Consider the following 15,610-nt stretch of genomic DNA (forward strand, 5'->3'; position numbering starts at 1 on the left):
CGGAGGGGCCTCAGCCGTCGATGACGGCGACGAGCTCGTCGAGGAAGGCCTCGAAGCTCGTCCCGCGGCGCACGATGCGCTGAACGCTCTCGCGCTCGCTGAACACCTCGACGAGCTGCTCGAAGACGGTCTGGAAGGCCGCCCGGTCGTTCTCGCTGAATGCGGCGAGCGCGACGACCTGCACGCGCCCTTCGCCCCAGGCGACGGAGCCCTCGGCGACTCCGATCGCGATGGCGGTCCGCTCGGCGGTCATCTGGAGGGCGTGGGGCACGGCGAGCGCGTCGGTGAAGGCGGTGGAGGACATGCGCTCGCGCGCAATGGTGTTCTCGATGTAGTCCTCGCCGATCAGCCCGCGTTCGACGAGCAGCCCGCCGAGTCGACGGATGATCGTCTCGTCGCCGGAGTCCGCGAGCGGGTGCATGAAGGCGTCGGCGTGGAAGTATCGGGAGAGTTCCTCGCGCAATCGTGCGAGTCGCCTCGCCCGCCGCATCCGGGAGGCCGCCTGGGTGACGCGTTCGATGTCGGCGTCGGTGAGGAACGGCTGGATGCGCACGTAGCGCTCGCCCCCGGCGCCGGGTTCGATCGTCGTCAGCACGAGGTCGGCGTCGATGCCGTCCCAATCGGGGTCGACGCTCGTGAGGACACCGGTGACCTCGACAGCGGTGCCGAGCGAGCGATCGATGCTCGAGCGCAGCAGTTCGTGCAGCTCGTAATAGCCGGGGCAGACGATCACGGCGCTGAGGATGCTCTCGGCCTTGCGACTGCGTTCGAGACGGCCGCCGATGTGCATGGCGATGTAGGCGATCTCGTCGTCGCGGATCGGCGCGCCGAGCCGGTCGTGCAGTCCGCTGGCGATCGAGACGGCGACCTCGAAGATCATCGGGTATGAGGACTTGAGCGAACGGGTGAGCGGGTTACGGGTCCAGGCATGTTCCTGGGCGCGGCGCAGCAGGTTCTGCACGTGCAGGGCCAGTCGCAGGATGAAGCGCTCATCGAGGAGGTCGACCTGGTAGTCGACGGCGGCCTGGATGATCTCGGCTCGCACGGCGGCTTCGATCGTGGCGTCAACGGCACGTCGCGCCGCCTCCGCGGTGGTCTCCTCGCCGGGGGCGATGGCACGGGTGAGCACGAGGGTCGCGAGGTGCGCGCTGTCGCCGTTGCCGAGCGAGACGCCGAAGTGCTCGGCGGCGAGGCGACTGATCACCGAGGCGAGTTTCGGGGCCTCGTCGCCAGCGTCGACCGCCGAGGCGTCGAGAGGGCGCCCCGCCGCGACGCGGTCGGCGGCGATCGCGATGTGCAGCAGAACGTCGGAGATCGCGAGCTCGTTGACGAAGTATCCGAGTTCTCCGAGCTCTCCCACCAGCGCCGCTTTGAAGGGCGCCACGGCGTGGGCGGCGACCGCGCTCCCGGTCAGGGCACGGCGGATGCTCTCCGGGTGGAAGGATCCGGCATCCATCTCGTCGTGGGCGAGGCGGCTGAGCAGCCGCCGCTGAGCGATCTCCGTCCCCTGCAGGCGCACGGTCTCACGGTCTCGCTCCAAGCGCAGATCCGCACCGTCGAGGAGCCCGCGCACCCGGGCGAGGTCGGCTTCGATGGTCGCGTCGCTGATGTGCAGCCGCTCGGCGGTGTCGTAGACGTCGATGCCGTCATCGGCGTCCAGCAGCAGGCGGACGAGGGCGTGCAGGCGATCTCGCGGTGTGATGTCTCCGGTGGCGCGCGAACGCAGCGCTGTGTGCGCGCCCGGTCCCGCCCGGTAGCCGGCGGGCCCGGACTCGACGGCGTCGCCGGAGCTGCCGCGGGCGTTGAGGGATGCGACATAGGAGCGGATGCTGCGCGGGGTCACTCCGAGGGAATCGGCGAGCTCGGCAGCGGTCACCCAGTCGTCATGGCGCAGCAGCGCCTGCAGGAGCTGGTCCTGACGCTGACGCGACATGCGCTCCTCCCCATCCGGTGCCGGTACTGCCCCATGATGCCAGCCCTCGGCCCGGTGCGGGACACTGTGGAAGATTCCGCAGGGGCGGAAGGGAATGTGGTGGCGGATCGTTCAGCGTCTTCCCAGACTGGACAGCGGAACGAGGTGGCATCGATGAGGATCCTGGTGGTGTGCGGCGCGGGTGCGTCCAGCACCTTTATCGCCCAGCGTCTGCGGCGCGCGGCCGAGAGCGCCGGCCTCGATCTCGATGCATACCCCGGCACGGAGCTCACGATCGATCAGGCCTTCGCCGATCTCGTGCTCCTCGGCCCGCACATCGCCGATCGTCTTGAGCCGATTCGCGCGCGGCTCCCGATTCCCGTCGCGGTTCTCCCGGCCGACGTCCTGGCCGATCGGAACGGCGCCCTGACGCTCGCCCTGGTGCTGGCGGAGCTCGAGCACTCCCCCGGTCTTCCCTCTTCGACCCGCTCCTCGTCCTCTGCGAAAGGAACATCATGACCGCTCTCAGCCGCACCGTGCGCATCGGCTCATCCCACGGGCTGCACGCCCGTCCCGCGAAGCTCTTCGCCCAGGCGGCGAAGGAGTCCGGCATCCCGGTGACGATCGCGAAGGACTCCGGCAAGCCTGTCAACGCCGCGAGCATCCTCGCGGTGATCGCCCTCGCCGTCGTGCATGGCGACTACGTGACGCTCACCGCGGAGGGTGCCGGCGCCGAGGGTGCGCTCGACGCGCTCACCGAGCTGCTGACGACGGATCACGACCAGGAGCAGGCATGACCGAGCTGCGCGGAGTCGGCGTCGGACGCGGAGTCGCGCACGGTCCGGTCGTGCGGATGGCCGAGCCGTTGCCGGCCCCGGAGAACTCTCCGAGCGATCTCGACCCCGAGGCAGAGCGCGCCCGGGTGCGGGAGGCGGTGTCGACCGTCGCGGCGGAGCTCCAGCAGCGGGCGGTTGCCGCGGGAGGATCCGCCCAAGAGGTGCTCGAGGCGCAGGCCATGATCGCCGAGGACCCCAGCCTGCAGGAGGAGGTCGATGCGCGCATCGACCAGGGCGCCGGTGCGGAGTGGGCCGTGCACGATGCCTTCGCCGGTTTCCGTGCCACGCTCGAGGCCGTCGGCGGATACCTCGGCGAGCGCGCCGCCGACCTCGATGACATCGCCCAGCGCGTGCTCGCGCATCTGCGGGGAGTGGATGCTCCCGGCATCCCCGACCCGGGGCATCCCTTCGTCCTCGTCGCGCGCGACCTCGCCCCGGCCGATACCGCGCTCCTGGATCTGGAGCAGGTTCTCGCGCTCATCACGACGGACGGCGGCCCGACCTCGCACACCGCGATCCTTGCGCGGGAGAAGGGCATCGTCGCACTTGTCGGCGCCGCTTCGGCGGGTGAACTGAGCACCGGGCAGGTGGTGATCGTGGATGCCGCGGCCGGAACCGTGACGACGGATCCGAGCGCCGAGCAGATCGAGCGCGCGCGCCAGCGCGCCGCCGACCGCGACGCGGCCCGCAGCGCGCCGCCGACCGCGGGAGCGCTCGCGGATGGAACACCGATCGCTCTGCTCGCGAACCTCGGGAAGCCCTCCGATGCCGCTGATGCGGTGGCCGAAGGAGCGGAGGGCGTCGGCCTGTTCCGCACCGAGTTCCTGTTCCTCTCCTCCGCGCAGGCACCCACGATCGCCGAGCAGCGCACCGCGTACACGGAGTTGTTGACGGCCTTCCCCGCTCAGAAGGTCGTGGTGCGGATGCTGGATGCCGGAGCCGACAAGCCGCTCGCCTTCCTCAACGACGCCCACGAGGAGAACCCTGCGCTGGGTCTGCGGGGACTCCGCTCCCTGCGCGCGAGCGAGGACATCCTGCGCGAGCAGCTCACGGCGCTCGCCGAGGCGGATGCCGCGACCGCCGCGGATCTGTGGGTCATGGCGCCGATGGTGACCACGGTCGAGGAGACCGCCTACTTCACCGGTCTCGCCCGCGAGTACGGGCTGAAGACGGCGGGGGTCATGGTCGAGGTGCCGGCGAGCGCCCTGCTCGCCGACCGCGTACTCGCGCACGCCGACTTCGCCTCGATCGGAACGAACGATCTGACCCAGTACACGATGGCCGCCGACCGTCTGCTCGGCTCCGTCGCCGGCTTCCAGGACCCGTGGCATCCCGCCGTGCTGCGCCTCGTCGGCGAGGTCGGCACCGCCGGCGCACGCGCCGAAAAGCCCGTGGGCATCTGCGGCGAGGCCGCCGCCGATCCCCTGCTCGCCGTCGTCCTCGTGGGTCTGGGCGCGACGAGCCTGTCGATGGCACCCGCGGCACTCGCCGACGTCCGACTCGCGCTCACCGAGCGCACCCTCGACGAGGCGCGTCGCCTCGCCGAGATCGCACTCGCAGCCGATGACGCCGCCGGTGCGCGCAGCGCCGTGGCCGAGGCCGCGGCATCCCTCCCCTCACATCAGAAAGAGACGACATCATGACGACGACGTCACCGTCCCCCGCAAAGACCGGCGGACTCCGGGTCGGCGTGCAGAAGTTCGGCACGTTCCTCTCCGGCATGGTCATGCCCAATATCTCGGCGTTCATCGCATGGGGCTTCATCACGGCGCTGTTCATCCCCGACGGCTGGCTGGGCAGCAACAGCCCCGTCGAATCGTGGCAGTGGGCGGACTCCGCGATCCTCGGCGGAGGTGAGGTCGGGGGCGTCGAGTATCCGGGCCTCGTCGGCCCGATGATCAACTACCTGCTTCCGCTTCTCATCGCATTCACCGGTGGACGCGTCGTGCACGGGCACCGCGGCGGGGTCGTCGGCGCGGTCGCCGCGATGGGCGTCATCATCGGAGCATCCGGCACCGTCATGTTCCTCGGCGCCATGATCGTCGGCCCGCTCACCGCCCTCGTCCTCAAGTGGGTCGAGAAGCCCTGGGAGGGCAAGGTCAAGCCCGGCTTCGAAATGCTGATCGACAACTTCTCCGCCGGATTCGTCGCCTTCTTCATGGCGCTGGCGTCGTTCTTCTGGCTCGCTCCGGTCATGAAGTGGATCACCGAGATCCTCGGCAACGCGGTCGGCTGGCTCGTCGAGACGGGCCTGCTTCCGCTGGCGAGCATCATCGTGGAGCCGGCGAAGGTGCTGTTCCTGAACAACGCCATCAACCACGGCGTCTTCACCCCGCTCGGCACCGAGCAGGTGCAGGAGACCGGACGCAGCCTGCTGTTCCTCATCGAGGCCAACCCCGGCCCCGGCGCCGGAATGCTGCTCGCGTTGATGGTCTTCGGCGTCGGCGTCGCCCGGGCGACCGCACCGGGTGCGCTGATCATCCAGTTCCTCGGCGGCATCCACGAGGTGTACTTCCCTTACGTCCTCGCCAAGCCCGCTCTCGTGATCGGTCTGATCGCCGGTGGTGCAACGGGCGTTGCGACGAACATGGTGTTCCAGTCGGGTCTCGTGGCTCCGGCAGCCCCCGGATCGATCTTCGCGGTGCTCATCCAGACCGCGCCCGGCAGCCACCTCGGCGTCATCTGCTCCGTGCTCTTCTCGGCCGCCGTATCGTTCCTCGTCTGCGGTGTCATCCTCCGGGCCAGCCGCAAGCGCGACATCGCCGCGGAAGCCGCCGGCGGCGACCCGCTCGCCGCTGCCATCGCGCAGACCGAGGCGAACAAGGGCAAGGCGTCGAGCACGCTGTCCGGTCTCGCAGCGTCGGCCGCAGCAGGAACGACGGCAACCGTCACGGCCCCGATCCGCAACGTCGTCTTCGCCTGCGACGCCGGCATGGGCTCCTCCGCCATGGGCGCGAGCGTGCTGCGCAACAAGCTGAAGAAGGCCGGCATCACGGATGTCACCGTCACCAACCAGGCCATCGCGAATCTCGACGGCACGGCAGACCTCGTGATCACCCAGCAGCAGCTGACCGATCGCGCCAAGGGCACCTCGCCGAATTCCATCCACGTCTCGGTCGACAACTTCATGAATGCACCGCAATACGAAGAGGTCGTCGAGATGGTCCAGTCCCAGCGAGAGGAAGAATCATGAGTGTCCTGAACCGCGGCCAGGTCCGCATCCATCCCGGATCCGTCACCCAGGACGAGGCGCTGCAGGAGGCGACCGATATCCTCGTCGCCGCCGGTGCCGTCACCCCGGCCTACGTCGACGCGATGAAGCTGCGCGAGGAGACCGTCTCCACGTTCATGGGAAACGGGCTCGCGATCCCGCACGGAACGAATGAGACGAAGGACGCGATCCTCGACTCCGGTCTGTCGGTCGTCCGCTACGACGGCGGCGTCGATTGGGCCGGTGAGCAGGCCACCTTCGTCATCGGGATCGCCGGCCGCGGTGACGAGCACCTCGAGATCCTTTCGCAGATCGCCATCCTGTTCTCGGATGAGGACGATGTGGCCCGGCTCCACGCCGCCACCACCCCGGATGAGCTGTACGAGCTGCTGTCGACGGTGAACGAAGGATGAAGGCCGTCCACTTCGGCGCCGGCAACATCGGGCGCGGCTTCGTGGGTCTGCTGCTGCACCAGGGCGGCTACGACCTGGTGTTCTCAGATGTCTCCGGCGCCCTGGTGGACGCCATCAACGCCGCCGATTCCTACACGGTTCATGAGGCCGGCCCGGGCGGCACCGACCATGTCGTGACCGGATTCCGAGCGGTGAACAGTGCGGAGGATCCGGATGCCGTGGCCGATGAGGTCGCCTCGGCCGATGTCGTCACCTGCGCGGTCGGTCCGACCGTGCTGCGCTTCATCGCCCCGGCGATCGTCGCGGGCTTGCGGCGCCGGGATCTGGATGCCTCGCCGCTGATCGTCATGGCGTGCGAGAACGCGATCGGCGCGACCGACACCCTGCGGGCGGAGATCGAGAGCCTGGATGCCGACGCGGCGGCGCGTGCCGCGTACGCGAACACCGCCGTCGACCGCATCGTGCCCGCGCAGCCTGCGGACGGCGGTATCGATGTCACCGTGGAACCGTACTTCGAGTGGACGATCGAGCGGCTCCCCCTCGCGGAGTCCCTGCCGAGCATCCCGGGGGCGCACTTCGTCGATGACCTCGCCCCCTACATCGAGCGCAAGCTCTTCACCGTGAACACCGGGCACGCCGCGACGGCGTATCTCGGGGCGGAGGCCGGCATCGAGCGCATCTCGGATGCGCTCGCCGACCCCGCCATCGCCGCACGGGTCGCCACAGCGCTGACGGAGACCTCGGCGGTGCTCACCGCGGTGCACGGCCTCGACCCCGCGGACCTGGCCGACTACCGGGCCAAGATCCTCGAGCGCTTCCGCAACCCCGCGCTCGTCGACACCGTGCAGCGCGTCGGCCGCCAGCCGCTGCGCAAGCTCTCCCGCCACGAGCGCTTCATCGGACCGGCCGCCATGGCCGCGGAACGCGGACTGCCCACGGCGGCGCTCGTCGCCGCTGTGGCGGCCGCACTCCGCTTCGACGATCCGGGAGATGAGCAGTCCGTCGAGTTGCAGCGCCGATTGCGCGCGGAGGGTGCGCAGCAGCTCACTGCTTCCGTGACCGGGCTGGAGCCCGATCATCCGCTCTTCCGGGTCGTCGAGGTCGCCTTCTCCGCGCGTCAGCAGGAGATGGCACAGCGCTGATGACGTCGCCGCACGGCGGTGCCGGTACGATCGAATCAGCTGGGGGGGGCGACGATCGAGCACACCGCCGTGCAAGGAGAAGCATGAAGAAGTACGCCGTCATCGGCGCTGGCCCCTCGGGCCTGGCCGCGGCCCGCGCCCTGCAGAAGCAGGGCATCCACGTCGACGGCTTCGAGGCGTCGCACGGCGTCGGCGGGCTCTGGGACATCGCGAATCCGCGTAGCTCGATGTACGAATCCGCACGCCTGATATCGTCCCGCACGACGACCGAATTCGCCGAGTACCCGATGCAGAGCGACGTCGACTATCCGAGCCACGAGGCGCTCCTGGAGTACTTCCGCTCCTATGCGCAGCACTTCGGCCTCGACGATCTCTACCGTTTCGACACCCGGGTCACCCGTGTCGAGCCCGCTGGCGACCAGTGGGATCTCACGATCGTCGCGGAGCACGCGGACGACGACGTGGATGCGGTCGAGGAGACTCTGCGCTACGACGGAGTGATCCTCGCCAACGGGACTCTCGCCGAGCCCAACGTGCCCGCATTCCGCGGCGAGTTCTCAGGCACCATCATGCACACGCACGATTACAAGAGCGCGTCGATCCTCGAGGGACAGCGCGTGCTCATCATCGGCGCCGGCAACTCCGGGTGCGATATCGCGGTGGATGCCGTGCACCGCGCCGCACGGGTCGATATGAGCGTGCGCCGCGGATATTACTTCGTACCGCGCTACGTCTTCGGCCGCCCCACCGATACCTTCGAAACCGGCAGACCGCTCCCCCGCCGCATCAAGCAGTTCCTCGACACGAAGATGCTGCGTGCGTTCACCGGAGACCCGTCCCGCTTCGGATTCCCGAAGCCCGACTACCGCATCTACGAGTCGCACCCGATCGTGAACACCATGGTGCTGAACCACCTCGGTCAGGGAGATCTGCGCATCCGCGCCGACATCGACCGGTTCGACGGCGACACCGTCCACTTCCGCGACGGATCGCACGCCGACTACGACATCATCCTGCTCGCCACCGGTTACACGCTCGACTACCCCTTCGTCGATCGCGAGCACCTGTCCTGGCGCGCCGCCTCACCGAAGCTGTTCCTCAACGTCTTCCCCGCCTCCTTCAACGGCCTGTACGTCATGGGTATGATCGAGGCCAGCGGCATCGGCTGGCAGGGCCGCTACGAGCAGGCCGAGCTGCTGGCGACCTACCTCGCCGCGGTCGAGAACGCGCCGGCTCGCGCGGCGCGCTTCCGCCGGCGCGTCTCCGGCGAGCCCTGGCCCGATGTCACCGGCGGCTATCGGTACCTGGGCCTGGACCGCATGTCGTACTACGTCAACAAGAGCGCCTATCGCGCCGCGGTCCGCGCCGAGCGCGAGGGGCTGGAGGCCGCATGAACGTCGACGACGTCGTCCTGAGCTTCACACCGGGATCGCTCACCCTTCTGAACATCGTGCTCGGGCTGATCATGTTCGGCATCGCCCTCGACACCTCGCCCTCCGACTTCCGCGTCGTGGCACGGCATCCGAAGCCGTTCGTCATCGCGCTCTTCGCACAGTTGCTGCTGCTGCCGGCCGTCACCTTCGGGCTGACGATGATCCTGCCGGTGACCGCCTCCATGGCGATGGGCATGATCCTCGTCGCCTGCTGCCCGCCCGGGAACATCTCCCAGGTGCTGACCCATCGCTCCGGCGGCAACGTCGCGCTGTCGGTGTCGCTGACCGCGGTCGGCAACCTCATCTACATCGTCGCGATGCCGTTGAGCATCGCGTTCTGGGGGTCGATGCACCCCACAGCGCGCACAGTGCTCGAGGACGTGTCGCTCGACCCGGGCAAGATGCTCCTGGAGATCGTCCTGATCATCGGCGTGCCCTTCGCCATCGGCTTGCTTCTGCGCGCCAGGCTCCCGAAGATCGCCGCCCGGGCGCACCCGATCGTGAAGTGGTTCAGCCTGATCGCGCTCGTCGCCTTCATCGTCGTCGCGCTCGTGGGCAACTGGTCGGTGTTCATCCAGGTTCTCGGCATCGTCGTTCTCGTCGTCACGGTGCACGATGCCGTCGCCCTCGCACTCGGTTACGGCACCGCCGTGGTCGGCGGCCTGGGCACCCGCGAGCGCAAGGCCATGACGTTCGAGGTCGGAATCCGCAACGCCGGCCTCGGCCTCGGCCTCGTCTTCGCCTTCTTCGGGGGCCTGGGCGGCATGGCGATCGTGGCCGGATGGTGGGGCATCTGGGACATCGTCGCCGGTCTCGTCGTCGCCGGCCTCTGGGCACGGCACACCAAGAAGCGCACCGGGTCCGCGACCGGCGACGCCTCCGGACGCACCGCGGTGGAGGCCCTATGACCCGCGTTCTCATCACCGGCGGCGCCGGTTTCCTCGGCTCGCACGTGGCACGCCTCCTCGCCGAGCGCGAGGACGTCGAGCTGGTCGTCGCCGCCGACCTGCGCGCCCAGGAGCCCCGGGACGGCATCGAGTCGGTGGTGCTGGATGTGACGGATGCCGCATCCATCGCACCGGTGCTGACAGAACTGCGCATCGACACCGTCGTTCATCTCGCCGCCATCGTCAACCCCGGTGCGGACGTCGAACTCGAGTACCGCGTCGATGTCACGGGATCGGCGAACGTTCTCGCGGCGTGCGTCGAAGCGGGGGTCCGGCGCATCGTCGTATCGAGCTCGGGTGCCGCCTACGGCTACCACGCCGACAGTCCGGCGTGGATCGATGAGAGCGTCCCGGTGCGCGGCAACGACGCATTCCCGTACTCTCGCCACAAGCGCCTTGTCGAGGAGCTGCTCGCCGAGTACCGGGTGTCCCACCCCGAACTCGAGCAGGTCATCTTCCGCATCGGAACGATCCTCGGGCCGGATGTGCAGAATCAGATCACCGCGCTGTGGGACGGCCCGCGCCTGCTGCGCATCGCCGGGTCGGATGCCCCGTTCGTCTTCATCTGGGTCGATGATGTCGCCGGCGCCATGGTCCGAGCGGCGACCGATGGGCCTGCTGGCATCTACAACGTCGCCGGCGACGGCTCCCTGACGGTCCCCGACATCGCACGTCGCCTCGGCAAGGGACAGATCGTCGTCCCCGCCTGGGTCCTCACGGCGGCACTGGGCATCGGCAGGATGCTGCGCCTCACCCCGCACGGTCCCGAGAAGGTGCCGTTCCTGCGCTACCGGCCGGTGCTGGCCAACCGCGCGCTGAAGGAGGAGTTCGGCTACACGCCCTCCCGCACCACGGCCCAGGCGTTCGAGGAGTACCTCGCCACGCATCCTGCTGTGGCGCGCCGATAGGCGCCGCCCATGCGCACCAGGCGTCGGGTTCTGCGGCGGGTGATCTGGGGACTCGTCGTCCTTGTCGTGCTCACGGTCGGAGGAACCCTCATCTGGTCGCAGGTCGGGGTGATGGATGCTGAAGACGAGCCCCTCGCGGAGGCCCGCGCGAATCCATCGATCACGATCGATGATGCTCCCGAGGGGATCGTGCTCTCCCCCGCCGATGGCGGATCAGAGGCGGGCCTGGTGTTCATCCCGGGGGCGAAGGTCGACCCGTGGGCGTATGTTCCGGTGCTGCAGGATGTGGCGGCATCCAGGGTCACGGTCGTGATCACCCGCCCGTGGCTCGACCTCGCCTTCTTCGATCTGCGCGGCCCCGACGCCTTCACCTCCGCCGTGCCCGAGGTCGAGTCCTGGGGCGTCGGCGGACACTCGCTCGGCGGAGTGCGCGCCTGCATGCTCGCTTCCCAGGCTGACGCGCTCGTCCTGTTCGCCTCGTACTGTGCCGGAGAGGTCCCGGACGATCTCGCGGTGCTCAGCCTCGCCGGATCCAAGGATGGTCTGTCGACTCCGGAGAATGTCTCCGAAGCGCGCGGCCTTCTGCCCACGGACGCCGTGATGATCGAGATCGCCGGAGCTTCTCACGCCTCGTTCGGCGCCTACGGCCCCAGTCCGGCGACGGCGAACCGACGATCGCCGACGCCGAGTTGCGTGCCGCGGTGACGGCTCCGATCGTGGAGCTGCTGATCACCGGCTGACCCCACGATCAGCCGATCCGGGCGATGAGCGCGTCGATTCCCATCCCGTAGTCGATCCGAACGACCGGCAACGCGAGCTTGTCGGTGCCGATGCGGACCATGCCCGGTTCGATCGTTCGCCCCATCTCGAACCCGGCCTGGCCAACGCCCTGTTTCGTCGTGTCGTTGTAGTGGCCGTAGGGGTAGGCGACGACTTCGCGCACGCCGAGGACATCGGCGGACGCGTTGAGGTCGGCGGCGATCTCGTCTGCCGACCAGTTCGCCATACGTCCACGCCCATCCTCACCGGCCTCGTGCATGTCGTGCGTGTGCGAACGACGCAGCACATACGGCGAGGGCGCCGGGTCCTGCCGGTAAGCGGTGACCATGAACGACGTGGCGATCACTTTGTTCTCCGCGACCACCGGAACCGCGAGATCGAACCAGGTCTGATCCGCATCGTCATCGGTGATGATCACGGAGCGCTGCGGCAGGTGGAGCCTGCCATCGATGAAGGCGGCGAGCTCATCCCACGTGGGCAGGTAGAACCCCGTCGAACCGATGTGCTCCATGTGCGCCTGGAAATCGCCGATGTAGGCGTAGTTGCCGCGCAGCCATCCGTCCTCGCCCTCGGGCCGGTTCGTGAACTGGTGGTACATGAGGATCGGCACCTCGGTGTCGGTCGCCGCGTTCTCCTCTGCCGTCATCCACGATCCGTGCAGGGTGAGCCGCTGGTCATCGCATCCGACGGAATCCGCGCCGTTGATCCGGGAAGCCGCTTCGAAGGCCGAGGCCGCCTCCGCGCTCGTGTACCAACCGCCGAACGCCATTCCCTCGCGAGCAGGGATCGGCAACGACGCGAAGAGCGTCTCCTGGCTCTGCAGCATCGGCTCGAGCTCGATCCCCTCGCCGTCGAACTCCACCGCGCAGGCCAGCGGATCATCCGCATCGATCAGCAGCTGCTCGACCGGTGTCAGCGGCGTCGGTGTGGGCGTGGGAGACGGCGTCGCCGTCTCCGAGGCCTCAGCCGCCGGCGCAGGGCGTTGCAGCGCCGCCACCACGAGTGTCGTTCCGATCGCGAGCACCACGATCACCGGGACGAGTATCAGTGTCCAGATCTTCGTCCGCCGCCGTTTCCGGGCTCGCTCCAACGTTCTCGCCCCCCGGCGTCCTTCTTCCCCCATGGCCGAAGTCTATGGGGGAAGAGAGGCTCAGCGCTGGAAGCCGTCCGCGATCATCTCGACGAGCTCCTCGCGCTCCTCGACCGGCAGGAAGGCGGCCGACGCCGCATTGAACTGGAACGTCTCGAGGTCGTCGAGGCCATAGCCGAAGGCGTCGACGAGCAGTGCCAGCTCGCGCGTGAGGGACGTGCCGCTCATGGTGCGGTTGTCGACGTTGACGGTCACTGCGAAGCCCAGCTGGTACAGCAGGTCGAAGGGGTGGTCGCCGATCTCGGTGCCCCACGCCTCGATCGCCGCGGTGTGCACGTTGGACGATGGCGACAGCTCGAGCGGGATCTCCCGGTCGCGCACCCAGCGCGCCAGGTCGCCGAAGCGCACCTGCACCTCCTCGCCGTCACGGCTGCCCTCGCGGGCGATGACCTCGAGATCGGAAACCAGGCGCACGCCATGGCCGAGGCGCAGGGCCCGTCCGTCGAGCAGCGCGCTGCGGATCGAGGCGAGGCCCGCCGCCTCGCCCGCGTGCACCGTCACCGGCATGAAGTTCGCGGCGAGCAGGTCGAAGGCCTCACGATGATCGGAGGCCGGGAAGCCGTCCTCGGGGCCGGCGATGTCGAAACCGACCACGCCCTCCTCGCGGTGATCGAGCGCGAGTTCCGCGATCTCCACGGCGCGGTCGTTCTGGCGCATGGCGCTGAGGATCTGTCCGACACGGATGCTGCGACCGGAGCGGTCCACGGCATCCTCGCCCTCGTCGATGCCGCGCTGCACGGCCTCGACCGCATCATCCAGGGACAGTCCGCCCTCGAGGTGCTGCTCGGGCGCCCAGCGAACCTCGCCGTAGATGACCCCATCATCGGCGAGGTCCTCGACGAACTCCCGCGCAATGCGGGTGAGCGCATCCGCGGACTGCATGACGCCGACCGTGTAGTCGAACGTCTTCAGGTAGTCCACGAGCGAGCCGGAGTCCGCCTGCTTGCCGAACCACCGCCCCATGCCCCGTCCGTCGCGTGCGGGAAGGTCCAGCCCGATCGATGCTGCGAGCTCCACCACCGTCTGCGGGCGCACGGCGCCGTCGAGGTGATCGTGCAGGGAGATCTTGGGCAGCGAGCGCAGCGAGACGCCCTGAACCTTGACGTCGCCGTCTGCGGGGATAGACATGGGTGTTGTCCTCTCAGATTTCGCCCACCGGCCGGGTGCGGAACAGGCGGATACCAGGTTACGCGGTGATGCGCTCGCGGACGAGCGGTCCGCGCTCGGGCGCCACGGCGCCGATCTCCCACGCGCCCTCGAGCGCGTCGAGCGCACGCGGGAAGCGTGCGGCGTCCTCGCCCGAGAGCGTGAACAGCGGCTGACCGGCGGTGACGCGATCGCCCGGCTTCGCGTGCAGGTCGATGCCCGCCGCGTGGATCACGGGATCTTCGGCACGCGCACGACCGGCACCCAGTCGCCAGGCCGAGATACCGAAGGGCAGAGCGTCCATCCGTGTGACGAAGCCGTCGGCCGGGGCCGTGACGACGTGCGTCTCATTGGCCACCGGGAGGGCCGCCGTCGGGTCGCCGTCCTGGGCGCGGATCATCGCGTTCCAGACGTCCATTGCGCGGCCGCCGTCCAGGGCGCCTTCCACATCGGCATCCGGGAGTCCCGCCAGCGCGAGCATCTCACGGGCGAGGGCGATCGTCAGCTCCCTCACATCGGCGGGGCCGCCGCCGGAGAGGATCTCGACGGATTCGCGCACCTCGTTGGCGTTGCCGATCGCGAAGCCGAGCGGCACGTTCATGTCGGTGAGCAGTGCGGTGGTCGCCACACCGGAATCGGTCCCGAGGGAAACCATCGTCTGGGCGAGATCCCGGGCGCGGTCGATGTCCTGCATGAAGGCGCCGGAGCCGAACTTGACGTCGAGGACCAGCGCATCCGTGCCCTCGGCGATCTTCTTCGACATGATGCTCGAGGCGATCAGCGGGATGGCCTCGACCGTTCCGGTGACATCGCGCAGCGCGTAGAGCTTCTTGTCGGCGGGCGCGAGACCCGAGCCTGCGGCGCAGATGACCGCGCCGACGTCGCCCTGCATCTGCGCGAACATCTCCTCGTTCGACAGGGCCGCGCGCCAGCCCGGGATCGCCTCGAGCTTGTCGAGCGTTCCACCCGTGTGGCCGAGGCCACGCCCGCTCAGCTGCGGCACGGCGACGCCGAACGCGGCGACCAACGGAGCCAGCGGCAGGGTGATCTTGTCGCCGACACCTCCGGTGGAGTGCTTGTCGACCGTCTTCTTCCCGAGGGATGCGAAGCTCATCCGCTCCCCCGACGCGATCATGGCATCCGTCAGCACGCGGATCTCATCGCGCTGCATGCCGCGCTGGAAGATCGCCATCGCGAACGAGGCCATCTGCGCGTCGGAGACGTAGCCGCGGGTGTAGGCGTCGACCATCCAGCGCAGCTCGGGCTCGGGGACGGCACCGCCATCTCGCTTGGCACGAATGACGTCAATGGCGTCGAAGGGCTCAGTCATCACACGATCTCCAGGTTTCGGGGTCCGAAAGCGTCGGGCAGCACCTCGTCGATGGTGCGGATGCCCGATACCGTCTCCAGCAGCATCTCGGGCATCGCGTGCTCGAAAAGCAGCTGACGGCACCGACCGCAGGGCATGATCGTCTCTCCGTCGTTGTTGACGCAGACGAAGGCGACGAGCCGGCCGCCGCCGGTCATCTGCAGGTTGCCGACGAGTGCGCACTCGGCGCACAGGCCCACGCCGTAGGACGCGTTCTCCACGTTGCATCCGGACACGATGCGCCCGTCCGAGGCCAGTGCCGCCGCACCGACCCTGTAGCGGGAGTACGGGGCGTAGGCCTTCGTCATCGCGTCGGTCGCGACCTGACGCAGCTCATCCCAATCGATGTCAGTCATGTGTCCT

At 68.8% G+C, this 15,610-nt stretch carries 15 protein-coding genes; 10 read left to right on the top strand and 5 right to left on the bottom strand.

Features of this window, described 5'->3' with window-relative positions; genetic code table 11:
• Positions 1 to 10: 10 nt before the first annotated feature.
• Positions 11 to 1,933, bottom strand: coding sequence for a BglG family transcription antiterminator (locus ACWAUG_RS05440; protein ID WP_460801755.1), 1,923 nt, complete (start codon positions 1,931 to 1,933; stop codon positions 11 to 13).
• A 153-nt stretch (positions 1,934 to 2,086) separates the two neighbouring features.
• On the opposite strand from ACWAUG_RS05440, the gene ACWAUG_RS05445 reads away from it, so the two are divergent.
• The 10 genes from ACWAUG_RS05445 (at position 2,087) to ACWAUG_RS05490 (ending at position 11,507) form a co-directional block, all read left to right on the top strand.
• On the top strand, positions 2,087 to 2,431 hold the full coding sequence (locus ACWAUG_RS05445; protein ID WP_460801756.1) for a PTS sugar transporter subunit IIB: 345 nt from the start codon (positions 2,087 to 2,089) through the stop codon (positions 2,429 to 2,431).
• On the top strand, positions 2,428 to 2,709 hold the full coding sequence (locus ACWAUG_RS05450) for an HPr family phosphocarrier protein (RefSeq protein WP_460801757.1): 282 nt from the start codon (positions 2,428 to 2,430) through the stop codon (positions 2,707 to 2,709). The genes ACWAUG_RS05445 and ACWAUG_RS05450 overlap by 4 nt, the downstream gene beginning before the upstream one ends.
• The gene (ptsP, locus tag ACWAUG_RS05455) at positions 2,706 to 4,391 is read left to right on the top strand and encodes a phosphoenolpyruvate--protein phosphotransferase (RefSeq protein ID WP_460801758.1); all 1,686 of its coding nucleotides are present in this window, start codon (positions 2,706 to 2,708) and stop codon (positions 4,389 to 4,391) included. Before ACWAUG_RS05450 ends, ptsP begins: the two co-directional genes overlap by 4 nt.
• Positions 4,388 to 5,941, top strand: coding sequence for a PTS mannitol transporter subunit IICB (locus ACWAUG_RS05460; RefSeq protein ID WP_460801759.1), 1,554 nt, complete (start codon positions 4,388 to 4,390; stop codon positions 5,939 to 5,941). The genes ptsP and ACWAUG_RS05460 overlap by 4 nt, the downstream gene beginning before the upstream one ends.
• Positions 5,938 to 6,372 carry a PTS sugar transporter subunit IIA gene (locus ACWAUG_RS05465; RefSeq protein ID WP_298037934.1) on the top strand — a complete coding sequence of 145 codons (435 nt, stop codon included), beginning with the start codon at positions 5,938 to 5,940 and terminating at the stop codon, positions 6,370 to 6,372. Before ACWAUG_RS05460 ends, ACWAUG_RS05465 begins: the two co-directional genes overlap by 4 nt.
• Complete coding sequence (locus ACWAUG_RS05470; protein WP_460801760.1) at positions 6,369 to 7,514, top strand: mannitol-1-phosphate 5-dehydrogenase; 1,146 nt, start codon at positions 6,369 to 6,371, stop codon at positions 7,512 to 7,514. Before ACWAUG_RS05465 ends, ACWAUG_RS05470 begins: the two co-directional genes overlap by 4 nt.
• 83 nt (positions 7,515 to 7,597) lie before the next feature.
• Positions 7,598 to 8,908, top strand: coding sequence for a flavin-containing monooxygenase (locus ACWAUG_RS05475; RefSeq protein WP_460801761.1), 1,311 nt, complete (start codon positions 7,598 to 7,600; stop codon positions 8,906 to 8,908).
• Positions 8,905 to 9,855: a bile acid:sodium symporter family protein gene (locus tag ACWAUG_RS05480; protein ID WP_460801762.1), complete on the top strand. Its 951-nt coding sequence runs from the start codon at positions 8,905 to 8,907 to the stop codon at positions 9,853 to 9,855. The genes ACWAUG_RS05475 and ACWAUG_RS05480 overlap by 4 nt, the downstream gene beginning before the upstream one ends.
• Entirely contained in the window at positions 9,852 to 10,802 is a 951-nt protein-coding gene (locus ACWAUG_RS05485; protein WP_460801763.1) for an SDR family oxidoreductase, read from the top strand. Before ACWAUG_RS05480 ends, ACWAUG_RS05485 begins: the two co-directional genes overlap by 4 nt.
• 9 nt (positions 10,803 to 10,811) lie before the next feature.
• Positions 10,812 to 11,507, top strand: a complete 696-nt coding sequence (locus tag ACWAUG_RS05490) for an alpha/beta hydrolase (protein WP_460801764.1) — start codon at positions 10,812 to 10,814, stop codon at positions 11,505 to 11,507.
• A gap of 43 nt (positions 11,508 to 11,550) precedes the next feature.
• Here the strand turns inward: ACWAUG_RS05490 and ACWAUG_RS05495 are convergent, their stop codons facing one another.
• The 4 genes from ACWAUG_RS05495 to ACWAUG_RS05510 all read right to left on the bottom strand — a co-directional run bounded on the left by ACWAUG_RS05495 (position 11,551) and on the right by ACWAUG_RS05510 (position 15,603).
• Entirely contained in the window at positions 11,551 to 12,615 is a 1,065-nt protein-coding gene (locus tag ACWAUG_RS05495) for a polysaccharide deacetylase family protein (protein WP_460801765.1), read from the bottom strand.
• Between the two features lie 117 nt (positions 12,616 to 12,732).
• Entirely contained in the window at positions 12,733 to 13,860 is a 1,128-nt protein-coding gene (locus tag ACWAUG_RS05500) for an adenosine deaminase (protein WP_460801766.1), read from the bottom strand.
• Positions 13,861 to 13,918: 58 nt separating this feature from the next.
• Complete coding sequence (locus ACWAUG_RS05505; RefSeq protein ID WP_460801767.1) at positions 13,919 to 15,208, bottom strand: thymidine phosphorylase; 1,290 nt, start codon at positions 15,206 to 15,208, stop codon at positions 13,919 to 13,921.
• Positions 15,208 to 15,603: a cytidine deaminase gene (locus ACWAUG_RS05510; protein WP_460801768.1), complete on the bottom strand. Its 396-nt coding sequence runs from the start codon at positions 15,601 to 15,603 to the stop codon at positions 15,208 to 15,210. The genes ACWAUG_RS05505 and ACWAUG_RS05510 overlap by 1 nt, the downstream gene beginning before the upstream one ends.
• Positions 15,604 to 15,610 lie beyond the last annotated feature (7 nt).

The sequence above is a fragment of the Microbacterium sp. GXF6406 genome (genome assembly GCF_054798215.1).